We start from the raw sequence: 14674 nt of genomic DNA, 5'->3' as shown, positions 1-14674 counted from the left end.
CTTAACACAAAAAATACCCTCTATACTAGGGTTTATAGTCTTAATAATACATTGCCAACATAAAATGGGGTCGCTTGTGGCTCTTCAATACGCCTTTGAGACAAGAAGACGCACACCCTAATATCGTTCGTATTATTATTGTTTAATTGGGGAATCGTGCCGAAATTGGTAAAAGCTTATCGTCAAATTCTGATCTCGAAATATAGACTTCAACATTTCAAAGAAAGCTGTCAACAATTCAAAATTTATGTCTTCAATCTCCTGACAATCTTTCTTGAAATGTAAATCTTTATGCGGCTTTTAAAAAACCTTCCAATTTTTCAGTTGCGGATGATTCATCTATTTTCTCAACAGCAGCAAGCTCTCGCACAAAACGTTCCAACGCTGCTTGATAAATCTGACGTTCGCTGTAGGATTGATCCGACTGAGTGGTCGTACGATACAAATCGCGAATGACTTCAGCAATAGATTTTGGATCACCTGAATTAATTTTCGCTTCATACTCTTGCGCTCGACGACTCCACATTGTCCGGCGAGACTTTGTCCGAATAGTTAGCATTTGCAAAGCTTGAGTCATATCTTCAGAAGTACTTAAAGGCCGTAACCCAGCTGTCTTCGCTTTGGATAAGGGCAAACGCAAAATCATTCGGTCTTTTTCAAAAGATACGACTAACAATTGTACCTCGATATCACCAATGGACTGGGTTTCATGCCCAACAATACGTCCCACCCCATGGGCTGGGTACACAACATAATCACCTTCACTAAACATCTTTTTTGTCATTGTGGTCGTCATTGTCAAACTCTCTTTTCTATCGATTGAATGTAAGGACCTGAACTCTATAGGTGGTTACGATCACCTTTTTTACAAGGGGGTTATGATTTTGTCCCCATTGGATTATCCCGTTGCGGGGGTTTTTCACTGAAATGATCTTGAAACTTATTTTTTACCGTTAACCACTGATCTGCATCTTCAGGGGTTGCCCCTTTGCGGGTTATATTTGGCCATTGTCCAGCATACTGCTGATTCATTTCTACCCATTTTTCTGAGCCTTGCGCTGTATCGGGAATAATTGCTTCTGCCGGACATTCTGGCTCACAAACACCACAGTCGATGCACTCTTCTGGATTGATGACCAACATGTTTTCACCTTCGTAAAAACAATCAACCGGACACACCTCTACACAATCCATATATTTACATCTTATACAGGCTTCTGTAACAACGTAAGTCATTGCAAATCTTTTTTGTTATTGTGCTTGTGTAAGTACAATAACGAACTCTATTAATTACACCTTGATCTATTGATATACCACAATTTTAACGGGTAAACAACGTAAAAGACAATGGAAAGTCTTTTTAATAAGCAATGCTCTTCAAATATAGCCCTTGAGGAGGAGCCGTAGGACCTGTGGTGCGACGATCCCGTGTTTGAAGAAGGTCCGGGATACTTTCTACACTCAATCGTCCTTCTCCCACCAATTTTAAGGTTCCCATCATAATACGGACCTGATTGTGTAAGAAAGCGCGAGAGGCGACGTGAGCAATAATATAATCCCCTACGAAAGCTGGCTTGTGAATGATGTCAAATTTATCCAGAGTTCTTATCGGCGACGGTGCCTGACAATGCGCAGAGCGAAAGCTAGTAAAATCATGATGGCCAACCAAATGGTTAGCTGCCTCTTGCATTTTAGTAATATTTAAAGGAGGTATGACATTCCAGGCCTGATTTGCTTCAATAACTAAGGGAGCCCGTCGATTCAAAATGCGGTACTCATATTCACGGCCCGTAGCAGAAAACCGAGCGTGAAAGTCGGGGGGGACACCTTGTGTGTGTAAAACAACCACGCCGCTCTCTCGCAAAAAATGATTCAATCCGTCGCTCACCCGATAGGGGGGAACATCTTGCGATAAATCAAAATGGGCCACTTGCCCCAAAGCATGCACGCCTGCATCCGTGCGGCCCGCCCCCTCAACCAGCACTTCTTCTGCAAACATTTCTTTTATGGCTTTTTCGAGGGTTTCCTGTACGGAAGCTTGTTTACGTTGACGTTGCCATCCGCTGAAACGATTGCCTTCGTACTCCAGAATTACTTTGTAACGGGGCATGATAATACAGTTCCCTTGGGCAAGAGATACCCGCGCAAAAAGTCTTTTGCATCCAAGGGCGCGCCCCCGGGACGTTGAAGTATTTTGAGACGCAATGCCCCTTCTCCACACGCAATGGTCAAGTGATCATCTAAAATTGTTCCGGGAATTCCTTGCGCTTCTGGAATAGATTCAGCGGCAAGAATTTTGAGGCGTGTCCCGTCGTGCTCAAACCAAACTCCTGGCCAAGGGGTAAACGCCTGAATTTTTCGCACCCAAACAGAGGCCGACAACTTCCAGTCGATTTGACCTTCTTCTCGCGTTAGTTTTGTGGCGTACGTAACTCCTTCCAAGGGTTGAGGGGTCGGTTGCAATGTCCCGGCTGCATAAGCTTCAAGGGCTTCAAGAAGCAACGGCCCCCCCATATTTGAAAGAGCATCATGAAGATTTGTAGCTGTTGTATGGGCATCAATGGATATGTTTTTTTTAAGAAGCATAGGCCCAGTATCTAATCCAACATCCATTTTCATAATCGTAATTCCGGTCTCTAAATCACCCGCTTCGATGGCTCGGTGAATAGGGGCAGCGCCCCGCCATCGCGGCAACAAAGACGCGTGAACATTTAAACATCCTAGCCGCGGCGCATCCAATATCTTTTGCGGTAAAATTAATCCATAAGCGATAACAATCGCTAAGTCTGCTTTGTGCGCCGCAAATTCAGTTTGTTCGGCTTCACCTTTTAAACTTTTAGGGGTATAAATGGGAATTTCCCATTGTTCAGCAAATTGATGAACAGCACTCTTTCGAACCTGATGTCCCCGACCACTAGGGCGAGGAGGCTGAGAATAGACAGCGATAAGTTGGTGACGACTATCCACAAGTGTTTGAAGAGTGGGAACCGAAAAAGCAGGCGTCCCCATAAAAATTAATCGAAGAGGGGCAGTGTTCATAACTGAAGTTTACGCGCTTTACGCAATTTGCGCAAAATGATTTCTTTTTTTAAACGCGAGAGATGATCGATATAAAGGATTCCATCCAAATGATCAATTTCGTGTTGAATACATCGCGCAAAAAGACCATCCGTATCAATTTCATGGGAAACATTATTTTCATCCACATACCGAATTTTTGCCCGAGTTGGCCGCACAACGGAGGCATAGACATTGGGCACCGATATGCACGCTTCATCCTGTGGACATGTTTCTGACGATGTCCACACAACTTCGGGATTAACCAGTTTCATGACATTCGGTTCCCTGTCTTCATAGCTGGCGTTGATATCTAACACGATAATCCGTTTACTCACCCCAACTTGTGGAGCAGCAAGTCCCATGCCATCATTCGCATACATGGTTTCTACCATATCATCCATCAGACAACGCACATCATCATCCACAACGTCAACCGGCGTTGCTTTAATGTTTAACCTGGGATTGGGTGCTGTTAAGACAGGCAATAGTGCCATGGGAAAATACTCTTTATTATTACATCATTACTAAGTATTACTTAGGATTTTTTTACCAATAATACAAGAAATTTCGTAATTATTTGACAACTCCCCCACTCATGAGCGTCAATATTCCTATTAAGGTTCCACTCATACATGTGGCAAGAGTTCCGGCAAAAACAGATTTCAGTCCCAAGGCAACGATTTCATCCCGCCGTTCGGGAACCATAGTTCCTATGCCGCCAATAATAATGCCAATGACGGAAAAATTTGCAAATCCACACAAGGCATACGTCATGATTAAAGCGCTATGAGCACTTAACTCCGTACGCGGAACCTTAGATAATTCTAAAAACGCGACAACTTCATTCAAAACTGTTTTTGTTCCCAATAATTTTCCAGCGGTCATGGCTTCAGCCCAAGGAATGCCCATGAGCCAAGTCACAGGCGCCATCACATAACCCAACATACGTTGCATAGTAATAGCTTCTCCGCCGAGAGACGGAAGAAAAGATAAAAACGCATTCAGCAAAGATACCAACGCCAACACAACAATTAACATGGCCATTACATGAAGAAAAATAGTTAATCCATCTGATGTTCCTCGAGAGACCGCATCCATCCAATTTGTAAATCGGTAGGGTGCTACAAGTGTGCCCGAAGTCATGGCTCCTTCATGAGGAATCATAATACGTGATAAAGTAATGGCGGCAGGAATGCTAATAATAGAAGCTGTCAAAATATGAGCGATGGGATTCGGGATTGTGCCTTCAAGAATGGAGGTATAAAGGGCCATAACACTCGCTGACGTTGTCGCCATACCACATGTCATGACAGTAAAAAGTTCATTTCTGCTAAAGTTTTTCAAATAGGGGCGAACCAGAAGAGGAGCCTCAAGGTTACCAAGAAATACTTTTGATGCCGCCACCACTCCAAGAGCGCCGCCAATTCGCAAGGTCCGTTGTAAGCCTTTTGAAAAAATGCGAACAATAGCCGGCAAGACTCCTAAGTGAAAAAGCAACATGGATAAGGCACTCACAACCATAATTGTTGGGAGAGCTTGGAGCCCAAAGATGAAGGTACTGACGCCAGAATCAGGAATAATTTCAAAAGGAACGGCACCACCCCCTAAGTAACCAAAAACAAATTTTGTACCCTCTTGAGTTGCTCGTTTCAACACTTCCACAACCCGACTGAGACTTTCGAAACCTCCACGAATCAGTGGAAATTGAGTAATAATCACCGCAAGAACAATTTGCAAACCAACCCCTAAGATTACGTCCCGCTTCTCAACTGCTTTTCGATTTTCACTAAAAACCCAAGCGATACCCAAAAATACAAAAATTCCTAAAACGCCTTGCCATATCATTCGGTCAGCCCCCCAGACTGTTTGTTATTTTTTGTAGAGTATACAAAATCCCTCCCGAAAAGCGAGCGGAAAACTTTGTAGGCTTCTATCTTGATAAGATATACCATTGTTCGGAAGTCTAAACTTGAATTAGGAGGCGAGCTTGTGGAAATCTTTTTTACAATTCCACACACCTCACTCACTTTAAAAATTAAGATGTGTGGATATATTAGTCTGTATGTAATTACTGATGTAAAGGTACCATTCCAGCTGCATCTGATGTTGCCACTATGGATATGGCTTTGGTACTAACATCGCCCGGGTGTATATCATTTGTGTTAATCTTTACTTGATACCCAGCAAATTGATCTAATTGATAAGAATGAACAAGACGGTTCGTTGCAACGACTTTGCCATCTTTAATCAAATGAACAATGGTGTTGCTTGCAGGAACAAATCCGTCAGGCAAATGTTTTTCTAAAGCCGCCACGACGGGAAATTTCTCCCGTGAAGACGCTGGAATTTTCAAATCAATTTCATGTTCATATATTGGGTCATTAAATTTGCGGATTTCTAGTTTCAACTTATAGCCACTTACAGCCGGACCTTCATTGATAACATTTACATCTAAATTTTTTGCCTGTACTTGACCTATTGCTAAACCGAGTAAAAATGTCATAACACCCCAAAAAAAACTTTTAACCTTTAACATATTACACTCCTTCATATAAATTTTTTTGAAACGAAGTTACATAGTTATAATATACTTAGAAAGAAAAATTTTATATAATTTTTTATTAAACAACGTAATTATAGGAGTTGGAAGAATAATAACCATAATCAATATTTATCTCCAATACATGCCTCCACTTTAGCCATTGCTTCACCTCCACAGAGGTGGAAAAGGGCTAGAATGTAATGAGAATTACCCTTTCCGGGAATAGCATGGTAAATATACTAACCGGATAACACCCTAAAGAGGGTATTTCTTATGCACTTTTAATATAAACCTAGCTTCTCTATATTTTTTAAGGAGATCTGGCAAATGTCCGGCCCCAACACAAATTAATTTTCTTGAAGGAGCCAGGGAAACAAGAGAAGCGAACCACTGTGTGTTTCGAGTTTCTACACAAGTGAGATTATACTCTGCTTCGGCTTTCAATCCCTCCAGAAATGAAGGATCTTCCGCCCTATTTATATCCTCAAGCCACCCTTTTAAATCCTCTTCCAGGTCAGTTTTAAGAGTTTGGGTGCTCGATGATTTTTCACACAGGTAGTTAGATTCTATATCAATATAATGCGTCATAATGAAAGTATCCGGCATTTCTAACAGATTTGTTAGCCCTTGTACCATTAGCGATTTCCTATAGAATGTTAAATTATTTATTGTTGACTCCATGGGAGAATCCAATAGAAAAACAGGTTTTTTCATTCTTAGGGCCAGCAGGGAAAGGGTAGAATCTGTTCCGAGAAGGGCATCATAACCCATGAGAAGGTTAAATACACTTTCTTTTGTTATCTGGGAAGCAGTAAATCCAAACACTCGTAAGATAGGATCGAGAAGTGAATGAACAGTTTTAGTAAATTGATCTTGAGAATTTTTTTCAAATAGTGTTGGACAAAAAGTTGCAAATTCTGATTCTAAAAAAACCTCATCAATCTCTTTTTCGATGAATGGGGTGAACCAGTTAGGGAGCAGCTCATAGGGGAGATTATGGTTACTTCCAAGAATGAATGAAGAGCTTTGTGTGTTGGGGTCAATGAGCTCATAGAAAACAAATTGATCCCCACAGGGATTGACCTGCTCGAGAGTGCCCTTATAAAATTCTCTTTTGGCTTCTTTAAAGAGGAGAAATTGCTCTTTTGTAATATTAACGTTTAATTTTAGAAGCCCTGAAGTCACATTAGGGTCAATATAATTTTCAGTGGAAACGGCATTCCGTGAAAAAGTGACTAAGAATAAAAAAAAGAAGAATTTAAAATAGGGCATTTTATTAATTCCTAAATTGAAAGACCTTATTCCCTACTAAAATCATATATTTTTGGATAAAGGAAGCACTAGTTTCTGCCAATTTTACACTTAATCATAGAGAGTTATTTTCCAGCAAAAAAATCTTCAGGGAAGATTTATATTTAATGTTGGGAACCACAAGGTAAAAATCCTTCTTTGCTTCCTAATGCATTTAAAAATTCTCCTCGAATTGTGATGTGAAATCTGCGTAAAATCAGCTCATCATCTCTTGAGAGGAATGAAACGTGATTTTGATATTGGGAATTTTGGGAGGAGCATTGATCGCAGGTACGACCGTGTTCTTATTTTGTCGCCACCATGCCTCTCGGTTATTATCGCAAAATGCCATCGATCTTCAAAATATGCAACAGCGGTTGAGTGAGGTTCAACAACATCTCACCCAAGAACAACTGCGGTGTGCCATGTTGGAAGAGCGGGCAAGTCGGGTGTCAACGCTGGAAACTCAAATTTCACTAAGCACTCAAGACGGCATAAACCTCAGAGCCAAAACAATTGAACTTTCAACGGCCTTAGACCATGAACGTCGACAAGCTCAAGAAAAAATTGCTCTCTTAGAAGAAGCTCAAGTCCGATTAAGCCAAACCTTCAAGGCACTTTCGGCAGATGCTTTATCCGCCAACAACCAATCCTTTCTCGATTTGGCAAAATCAACTTTAGAGAAATTTCAAGAGTCGGCCAAAAATGATCTAACCACCCGCCAAAAAGCCATTGGGGAGATGTTGACCCCTGTCCATCAAGCTTTGGGCAAGGTGGATGTGAAACTCCTGGATTTAGAAAAAGAGCGATTGGGCGCCTATCAAGTTTTGCGCAATCAAGTCGCAGAACTTGTCAACAGCCAGAAAGAATTACGCCAAGAAACCTCGAATCTCGTCAAAGCCTTGCGAACACCAAGCGTACGGGGCCAATGGGGAGAAATGCAATTAAAGCGCGTGGTCGAGATGGCCGGAATGGTTGCCTATTGTGACTTTGCAGAGCAAGTCTCTGTAGAAGGAGAAACCGGCAGATTACGACCCGATATGATTGTTAATTTGCCCGGCGGAAAAAAGATTATAGTGGATGCTAAAGCGCCCCTTTCCGCTTATTTAGAATCTTTAGAAGCTTCTGACGAACAGACACGATCGGAAAAATTGGTAGAGCATGCCCGCCAAGTACGTTCCCATATTCGCGCCTTAAGTCAACGAGCCTATTGGGACCAATTTGACTCAACTCCGGAATTTGTCGTTTTGTTTCTTCCCGGCGAAACCTTCTTTAGTGCCGCTCTTGAAAAAGATCCTACCTTAATTGAAGCCGGAGTGCGGGAAAAAGTAATTTTGGCCACACCAACAACTTTAATAGCCTTACTAAGGTCCGTTTCTTATGGCTGGCGTCAGGAAAGTATCGCAGAAAATGCCAAAGCGATTAGTGATTTAGGCCGAGAACTTTATAAACGTGTAAGTGATTTGGGTAACCACATGACGCGCATGGGGCGCCATTTGGGGCAAGTTGTCGATTCTTATAACCAAACTGTAGGAACTTTAGAGCGGCGAGTGCTTGTTTCGGCCCGCAAGTTTAAAGTTTTAGATACATCTAATGAAGAAATTGATGAACTTTCCGCCATTGATCATACACCCCGCAATCTTCAGTCCTTAGAGTTAGTCGGCGATGAAGGTTTATTGCCACCTGTATCATCAGAAATAACTTCAGAAGAGGATGCTGCCTGATGACTGAAAACATTGTTGCTTTGCAAATGGATCCCCTTTCACAGATTAAAGTTGAATCTGATACAACCTTTGCCTTGGCATTAGAAGCTCAAAATCGTAAATTCAAATTATTTGTCTACACACCTGACGCCTTATCTTATGTAGGGGGAGAAGTTGTTGCCCGAGGCTGCTGGGTCAACTTTAAAGATCAGGCCCAAAATTTTTACACGCGAAGCAACGAAGTTCTCCTCAATTTGAAGGAGGCAAAATTTGTTTTAATGCGTCAAGATCCCCCCTTTAATATGGCCTACATTGCAGCTACTCATTTGTTAGAGCTTCTTCCCTCTTCAACGCGCATTATTAATGACCCAAAAGGCGTTCGAAATGCCCCTGAAAAACTGCTGACAACCCACTTTCCAGACCTCATGCCACCAACATTAATGTCCTGGGATAAACTATTAATTGATGACTTTATTCAAACCCACAAGACCGTCATTTTAAAACCTATATTCGATTATGGGGGCAATGGTATTTTAGCGATTACAAGTGACGATCCAAACCTGAGTGGTATTCTCGAAATGTATCGTAAACTTTATGAAACACCCCCAATTTTTCAAAAATTTTTGCCAGAGATTGCTCAAGGGGATAAACGAATTATTCTCATAGACGGGAAACCTGTTGGCATTATAAAGCGGGTCCCCCCGAAGGGAGAAATTCGCAGTAACATGCGTCTGGGGGGTCTTCCTGAACGCTGTGACTTTTCAGCACGAGACCTTGAAATTTGCACGCGAATTGGCCCGGCTCTCAATGAACGAGGACTCTATCTTGCTGGCATTGATGTCATCGGTGATTTTCTCACGGAAATTAATGTAACATCTCCGACGGGGTTGCGAACGATTCATCAACTTTATAATATTGACTTAGCCGAGACTTTTTGGGCCGGATTAGCGTAAATTTTCTCTTGTCTGCCAATTGACTTCCTTGATAATTCCCCTCATATTTAGGTCAAATAAGAGTTAGCTCGAGGTCACAAACTCATGTCAAAATCCATTGATTTATCCATCATTGTTCCCGTTTATAACGAAGCAGAAAATTTACCAACTTTGTTTAAACGTCTAACAGATACTCTCGATAATGCAGGAAAGACATATGAAATAATCTTCACCAATGATGGCAGCAAAGATAAATCCCTTGACCTTCTCAAGGAATTTTATCAGATGCGCCCTGACATTATTCGAATCGTTGATTTTCAAGGAAATTTTGGCCAACACATGGCCATCATGGCCGCATTTGATCATGCAAGAGGCGCAATTATTGTTACGCTAGATGCCGATTTACAAAATCCCCCCGAAGAAATTCCCAAACTCTTGAGCAAAATGACCGAAGGGTTTGATTATGTTGGGAGTTATCGCGCCAAACGACAAGATAATTTTTTCCGAACCTACGTTTCCCTTTTTGTAAATTGGTTTCGGGAAATTACCACCGACATTATCATGCGAGATCAAGGCTGCATGTTGCGCGCCTATTCCCGTCAAATCGTCGATCAAATTATTAAATCAGAAGAACGATCAACATTTATTCCTGCATTGGCCTACAAGTTTGCCCTTAATCCCACCGAAATTGAAGTGAGACATGATGCTCGTGCCGCAGGGACCTCAAAGTATAATCTTTATCGTCTGATTCGATTGAACTTCGATCTCATTACGGGATTCTCTCTTATTCCCCTACAAATCTTTACTCTATTTGGTATGATTGTTTCTGCTTTAAGCGGCCTGCTTGTCGGATATTTAATTCTTCGACGACTGATTCTGGGTCCCGAAGCTGAAGGCTTGTTCACCTTATTTGGGATTCTTTTTTTCCTAGTCAGTGTTGTGATAACAGGCATCGGTATTATTGGGGAATATTTAGGACGAATCTTCCAAACATTGAGTCAAAGACCCCGATTTGTCGTTCGACAAGTGATTGAAAAGAAATGATTAGAATTGTTGTCTTCGCCTACAGTCTTGTTGGTCATGCTTGTTTGAAAGCCTTGTTTGACGCGGGGGAAAATGTTGTTGGTGTCTTTACGCATCCAGACACACCCGGCGAAACTCTCTGGTTTCCCTCTGTGGCTCAATTGGCCCAAGACCATAATGTTCCCGTCATCGCGACCGAGGAGTCTAAAGATCCGATTGTTATGGATGCTTTGCAAAAAATGCAACCGGACCTTCTCTTATCCTTTTACTATCGGAAAATGATTCCAGCCACCATATTAGATATGCCTTCCTTGGGAAGTTTTAACATGCACGGCTCTCTCCTTCCCCGTTATAGAGGGCGTGCTCCCATAAATTGGGCTTTAGTCCATGGAGAAATAGAAACCGGGGCTACATTACATCACATGGTTAAATCTGCTGATGCAGGGGCAATCGTCGATCAGGAAGCTTTTCCAATTCCTTTAACAGAAAATGCGCATGACTTGACTCAAAAAATGGGAGCAGCTGCTGTTCGTCTTTTGCTTCGTCAACTTCCCGCTTTGAAAGAAGGACGTGCCCCTGCTCGAATCCAAGATGAATCCAAAGCCACATATTTCGGGGGAAGAAGTGCAAAAGATAGTCAAATAGATTGGCATCAATCACCGTGGCAAATTCATAATTTAGTGCGGGCCGTTCCTTTCCCTTACTTTCCACCCGCTTTTACAAGTAAGAATGGCGAAAAGTTGGAAATACGCGCAAACCAAATACCCAATGAAGATCAACTTGAAGAGATGGCAAAACCCGGACAAGTGGTTGCTAAAGGTGATACCTGGATTCGTGTGGCATGTGGTACAGGTCAGGACTATTTAGATATTAGTGCTTTATCCTGCCCCTTTTCCGACATTAAAATTGGGGATATGCTGGGGTAAATAAATCATTATAACCCTAATTTCTTTAGGTTTGAATTCTCGTCTTAAATCTTGACAATCCTTACAACAACACCGTTGCTGTTGCAAAAGCTGCGAGACCTTCTTCACGACCCAAAAAACCCAATTTTTCTGTAGTTGTTGCTTTCACACTAACTCGTGCAAGATCTATGTCCAAAATCTCTGCTAAACGAGAAATCATCTGCTCTCGATAAGGAGAAATTTTTGGTTGCTCCCCAAGAATGGTGACATCAATATGAGAGATTTTTCCCCCTCGCTCGCGAACCCGACGGGCTGTATCTTTTAAAAAAATGGAAGAGTCTACTCCCTTCCAGCGATCATCTTTTGGACTAAAATGCTGTCCTATATCCCCATCTCCAATAGCCCCCAAAAGGGCATCTGTAACGCTATGAAGACCAACATCAGCATCCGAGTGACCTACCAGAGAAAAACCAGTAGGAATGGGGACACCCAGGATTACAACGGTCTCTCCCGGACCAATGCCATGGACGTCGATTCCATGACCAACACGCACATCCAGCATCGTATCTCCTTTCAAATCTTCAGATGTTGTAATTTTTCGATTGTTTATTTCTCCGTCTATAATTTTGACCGGAATGTTGAGTTCCTCTAGCAATCGGGCATCATCTGTCAAATTAGGAATTGTCTTCCCTTGACGATGGGCATTTAAGATTGTTAAAAAATCAAACCCTTGAGGCGTTTGAACACAATAAACATCTTCACGATCAAGAGTTGCTTTAATGACTTTTTGGGGAGCCAACTTTAACGTGTCGACAACTCTGACACCGGGAATTACCCCCTTATAATGACTCAAAGCTTTGATAACTTTGGAAATAAGATCCGCGGATACAAAAGGACGAACACCATCATGAATGAGAACATTTTTCGGAGAAATGCTCTCCAAACTTTTAAGACCCTCGCGAACTGAGTCACTGCGCTCAGTCCCCCCCCTAACGGGTGGTAATAATTTTGGTGAGGCCAAAGTTTTGGCAACGTGATTGTATAAATCTTCATCTCCGGCCCCAATGATAACGCGGACATATTGAATTTCAGGATGACTGAGAAATGCACTGATAGATTGTTCAAGAAGGGAGCAATTATTGATTGTTTGATACTGTTTGGGTAGCACACCCCCCACACGCTTGCCTTTACCAGCTGCCATGATGAGAGCTATCGTATCAGTCTGTTTTAACAACATAATTAATTTTCATCCTATGTGAATGTCCTTCCCTTCGTGAATGAACACACTATAGGCTATGTCTTTTGAAAATCAAGCTTTTGATTAACGATTATACTCGTCTTTAGAAGGAAAATCTCCTCATCGCTCTCCTTCTAAAGACAGCGATGAGGAATATTTATCATTTTTAACCACCCCATAAGGTTAGCTAATTTGTGCAATCTCTCTTGCTTTAACTTTTTCTACAAGAATACTGATAGCTAGCTTTTGTACCTGACCATTGACCAGTCTGCAGACGTCAAATGGATATTTCGTCCCTGGGTCTAAGTCGACCATCATTTGCAATGCTTCAGACTTGTCTTTTACAGGATTGTTATTGATTTTCGTGATAATATCTCCAACTAATAAACCTGCAGTACTTGCCGGGTGTCCAGGAATAACAGCACTTACAAACACACCCTCACAACCTGTAATCCTATTTTGAGCGGGTGTTGATTCTGCCATCTCAAACCCAATAATGTTCCGGTCTTCATCAGAACCGCTTATGATGGCTTGGGCACTTCCTGCATTAGCATATCCAGCAGAAACAAAAGCTCCTGTTAGAACCAGTGAAACACAAAGAGCCTTAGAAATTTTTTTGATGAGTTGCATATTTTCTTCTCCTAATAATTATTATTTAGCACAGTAACTCAAGTAATGTTGACCTTACTTCAACGAACGTAAATACTTTTACAGATCTTAACAACGTGAAAAATAAAGTAAATTTCACTCATCTTTTAACTCGTCATTTTTACCACAGCGCATAAAAATATATTTTACAGTAACTTATCAGTTTCAAAAAAATCTTCTGTCATGTTGGGTTTTTCAATAGGACTGGAAGCTGGATGCGGAGAAGGAAGTGGATGTGTAAGGGGATACCCTCCCTTTTCAACGCTATGTATTGTGTCTTGCTTTTCGCAACACGCCAGGCTAATTCCCATAACAATTAAAATATAAAATCGATTCAAAGCACATTCTCCTTTAAATTATTTTTGGCTTTTGGTCCCTCAATCAAAAGGACTCTTTAACTGCAGTCTTATTGTAAACATTTACACGGCTGAAGTCTCTCTTTTTTGTTCCCCCTGTTTTAAACTTTAAGAGAGATTTGCAAGATAGTATCTAGTAAGAAGTCTTTAAACCTCAATACGGCTTCAAAAAAATCATCCATCAATACTCTTTAAATAATTGTATTGGTGTAAAAATATTATTTTTTTCTGCATGCATCTTAAATGAAGCTTGCAATTTTAAGGATAGCCTGTCTATCTTTACTAGAAATAATTTTCGTATAAATGATTTTATGGGCGATAGATTCTTTATTTACTGAAAGAACATTGTAAACTTTGCTTTACGAATAGCCACATTACTAACTATACAAAAAATGATACAATTTAAATTCTGAATGAAAGTATTTATTATAGAAAATAAGATCGGAGTTTATGCATGATCAAAAATAAATCATAGGCACGGATTACCTTTTCGATAAATGTCGTCAGGGGCTCACTAATTAAGAATAGTATACTTTCACAAAAAATTTTTAAAATTATATTGAATTTCAAGGACCTTAAATGACATTGAATATTAATGAACTAGATTTATACCTCGGTAAAAGAGTAAAAGCTTTTCGAACAAAGATGCGATGGCCATTAAAAACTTTGGCTATGAAGTTGGGTATTTCTATACAGCAATTGCAACGCTATGAATCAGGATTAAATAAAATTTCAGCAAGCTTACTTTACGCAATCGCCCAAGAATTTAATACAGATCTTGCTATATTTTATGAAGGATACGAAGGGCCTCTTAAAAACTTACATTCTCCTAACCACCCTAATAATATTTTAGGGGCTGTCCTAGATAACTAGTTTAAGAACTCTTGAACCCATTGTTTTAACTGTTTTAATTGAGCTTTCGGGTCAGGGTTGTTAAAACGCCACTCACATTCCTTCAAAAATAACCCAAAATTCTCC

The 14674-nt window shown here is 40.9% G+C and carries 17 protein-coding genes; 5 read left to right on the top strand and 12 right to left on the bottom strand.

What is annotated here, in order from left to right:
* Positions 1–289: 289 nt before the first annotated feature.
* The 8 genes from FJX03_05645 to FJX03_05610 all read right to left on the bottom strand — a co-directional run bounded on the left by FJX03_05645 (position 290) and on the right by FJX03_05610 (position 6874).
* A complete protein-coding gene (locus FJX03_05645) occupies positions 290–784 on the bottom strand; it encodes a CarD family transcriptional regulator (protein ID MBM3633167.1) in 495 nt (164 codons plus the stop codon).
* 92 nt (positions 785–876) lie between these two features.
* Entirely contained in the window at positions 877–1236 is a 360-nt protein-coding gene (locus FJX03_05640; protein ID MBM3633166.1) for a ferredoxin family protein, read from the bottom strand.
* Positions 1237–1360: 124 nt separating this feature from the next.
* Positions 1361–2110, bottom strand: a complete 750-nt coding sequence (gene truA / locus FJX03_05635) for a tRNA pseudouridine(38-40) synthase TruA (protein ID MBM3633165.1) — start codon at positions 2108–2110, stop codon at positions 1361–1363.
* On the bottom strand, positions 2092–3039 hold the full coding sequence (locus FJX03_05630) for a methionyl-tRNA formyltransferase (GenBank protein MBM3633164.1): 948 nt from the start codon (positions 3037–3039) through the stop codon (positions 2092–2094). Before FJX03_05630 ends, truA begins: the two co-directional genes overlap by 19 nt.
* Positions 3036–3554 (bottom strand): peptide deformylase, encoded by a 519-nt coding sequence (locus tag FJX03_05625; protein MBM3633163.1) that lies wholly within the window; start codon positions 3552–3554, stop codon positions 3036–3038. The genes FJX03_05630 and FJX03_05625 overlap by 4 nt, the downstream gene beginning before the upstream one ends.
* 79 nt (positions 3555–3633) lie before the next feature.
* Positions 3634–4905, bottom strand: coding sequence for a nucleoside:proton symporter (locus FJX03_05620; GenBank protein MBM3633162.1), 1272 nt, complete (start codon positions 4903–4905; stop codon positions 3634–3636).
* Positions 4906–5128: 223 nt separating this feature from the next.
* A complete protein-coding gene (locus FJX03_05615; GenBank protein ID MBM3633161.1) occupies positions 5129–5596 on the bottom strand; it encodes a hypothetical protein in 468 nt (155 codons plus the stop codon).
* Between the two features lie 261 nt (positions 5597–5857).
* Positions 5858–6874: a TraB/GumN family protein gene (locus FJX03_05610; GenBank protein MBM3633160.1), complete on the bottom strand. Its 1017-nt coding sequence runs from the start codon at positions 6872–6874 to the stop codon at positions 5858–5860.
* 383 nt (positions 6875–7257) lie between these two features.
* Between FJX03_05610 and FJX03_05605 the strand changes: the two genes are divergently transcribed.
* From FJX03_05605 to FJX03_05590, 4 genes are all read left to right on the top strand, one after another.
* Entirely contained in the window at positions 7258–8616 is a 1359-nt protein-coding gene (locus FJX03_05605) for a DNA recombination protein RmuC (GenBank protein MBM3633159.1), read from the top strand.
* The gene (gene gshB, locus FJX03_05600; protein ID MBM3633158.1) at positions 8616–9548 is read left to right on the top strand and encodes a glutathione synthase; all 933 of its coding nucleotides are present in this window, start codon (positions 8616–8618) and stop codon (positions 9546–9548) included. Before FJX03_05605 ends, gshB begins: the two co-directional genes overlap by 1 nt.
* A gap of 84 nt (positions 9549–9632) precedes the next feature.
* Positions 9633–10571: a glycosyltransferase gene (locus FJX03_05595; GenBank protein ID MBM3633157.1), complete on the top strand. Its 939-nt coding sequence runs from the start codon at positions 9633–9635 to the stop codon at positions 10569–10571.
* The gene (locus FJX03_05590) at positions 10568–11476 is read left to right on the top strand and encodes a formyltransferase (protein MBM3633156.1); all 909 of its coding nucleotides are present in this window, start codon (positions 10568–10570) and stop codon (positions 11474–11476) included. The genes FJX03_05595 and FJX03_05590 overlap by 4 nt, the downstream gene beginning before the upstream one ends.
* Before the next feature lie 61 nt (positions 11477–11537).
* On the opposite strand, the gene ispD is transcribed toward FJX03_05590, so the two are convergent.
* The 3 genes from ispD to FJX03_05575 form a co-directional block, all read right to left on the bottom strand.
* Positions 11538–12692 carry a 2-C-methyl-D-erythritol 4-phosphate cytidylyltransferase gene (ispD, locus tag FJX03_05585; GenBank protein ID MBM3633155.1) on the bottom strand — a complete coding sequence of 385 codons (1155 nt, stop codon included), beginning with the start codon at positions 12690–12692 and terminating at the stop codon, positions 11538–11540.
* 183 nt (positions 12693–12875) lie between these two features.
* On the bottom strand, positions 12876–13322 hold the full coding sequence (locus FJX03_05580; protein MBM3633154.1) for a PDZ domain-containing protein: 447 nt from the start codon (positions 13320–13322) through the stop codon (positions 12876–12878).
* Positions 13323–13486: 164 nt separating this feature from the next.
* Positions 13487–13678 (bottom strand): hypothetical protein, encoded by a 192-nt coding sequence (locus FJX03_05575; protein ID MBM3633153.1) that lies wholly within the window; start codon positions 13676–13678, stop codon positions 13487–13489.
* A gap of 597 nt (positions 13679–14275) precedes the next feature.
* Here FJX03_05575 and FJX03_05570 point away from each other — a divergent pair.
* On the top strand, positions 14276–14569 hold the full coding sequence (locus FJX03_05570) for a helix-turn-helix transcriptional regulator (protein MBM3633152.1): 294 nt from the start codon (positions 14276–14278) through the stop codon (positions 14567–14569).
* On the opposite strand, the gene FJX03_05565 is transcribed toward FJX03_05570, so the two are convergent.
* Positions 14566–14674, bottom strand: a 109-nt coding sequence (locus FJX03_05565) for an IS1595 family transposase (protein MBM3633151.1), incomplete at its 5' end; no start/stop codon positions are given. The two genes, FJX03_05570 and FJX03_05565, sit on opposite strands and share 4 nt — an antisense overlap.

It is taken from the genome of Alphaproteobacteria bacterium (assembly GCA_016870095.1).
In the GTDB taxonomy this organism is placed as follows: Bacteria; Pseudomonadota; Alphaproteobacteria; order Paracaedibacterales; family VGCI01; genus VGCI01.
Note: the sequence above shows the minus strand (reverse complement) of the source record. Positions and strands in the feature narration are given on the sequence as shown.

Bases quoted from the DNA above. Each gene is read 5' to 3' on its own strand.
- FJX03_05645 (MBM3633167.1), bottom strand. From the start codon at position 784: ATGACAAAAAAGATGTTTAGTGAAGGTGATTATGTTGTGTACCCAGCC.
- FJX03_05640 (MBM3633166.1), bottom strand. From the start codon at position 1,236: ATGACTTACGTTGTTACAGAAGCCTGTATAAGATGTAAATATATGGAT.
- truA (MBM3633165.1), bottom strand. From the start codon at position 2,110: ATGCCCCGTTACAAAGTAATTCTGGAGTACGAAGGCAATCGTTTCAGC.
- FJX03_05630 (MBM3633164.1), bottom strand. From the start codon at position 3,039: ATGAACACTGCCCCTCTTCGATTAATTTTTATGGGGACGCCTGCTTTT.
- FJX03_05625 (MBM3633163.1), bottom strand. From the start codon at position 3,554: ATGGCACTATTGCCTGTCTTAACAGCACCCAATCCCAGGTTAAACATT.
- FJX03_05620 (MBM3633162.1), bottom strand. From the start codon at position 4,905: ATGATATGGCAAGGCGTTTTAGGAATTTTTGTATTTTTGGGTATCGCT.
- FJX03_05615 (MBM3633161.1), bottom strand. From the start codon at position 5,596: ATGTTAAAGGTTAAAAGTTTTTTTTGGGGTGTTATGACATTTTTACTC.
- FJX03_05610 (MBM3633160.1), bottom strand. From the start codon at position 6,874: ATGCCCTATTTTAAATTCTTCTTTTTTTTATTCTTAGTCACTTTTTCA.
- FJX03_05605 (MBM3633159.1), top strand. From the start codon at position 7,258: ATGCAACAGCGGTTGAGTGAGGTTCAACAACATCTCACCCAAGAACAA.
- gshB (MBM3633158.1), top strand. From the start codon at position 8,616: ATGACTGAAAACATTGTTGCTTTGCAAATGGATCCCCTTTCACAGATT.
- FJX03_05595 (MBM3633157.1), top strand. From the start codon at position 9,633: ATGTCAAAATCCATTGATTTATCCATCATTGTTCCCGTTTATAACGAA.
- FJX03_05590 (MBM3633156.1), top strand. From the start codon at position 10,568: ATGATTAGAATTGTTGTCTTCGCCTACAGTCTTGTTGGTCATGCTTGT.
- ispD (MBM3633155.1), bottom strand. From the start codon at position 12,692: ATGTTGTTAAAACAGACTGATACGATAGCTCTCATCATGGCAGCTGGT.
- FJX03_05580 (MBM3633154.1), bottom strand. From the start codon at position 13,322: ATGCAACTCATCAAAAAAATTTCTAAGGCTCTTTGTGTTTCACTGGTT.
- FJX03_05570 (MBM3633152.1), top strand. From the start codon at position 14,276: ATGACATTGAATATTAATGAACTAGATTTATACCTCGGTAAAAGAGTA.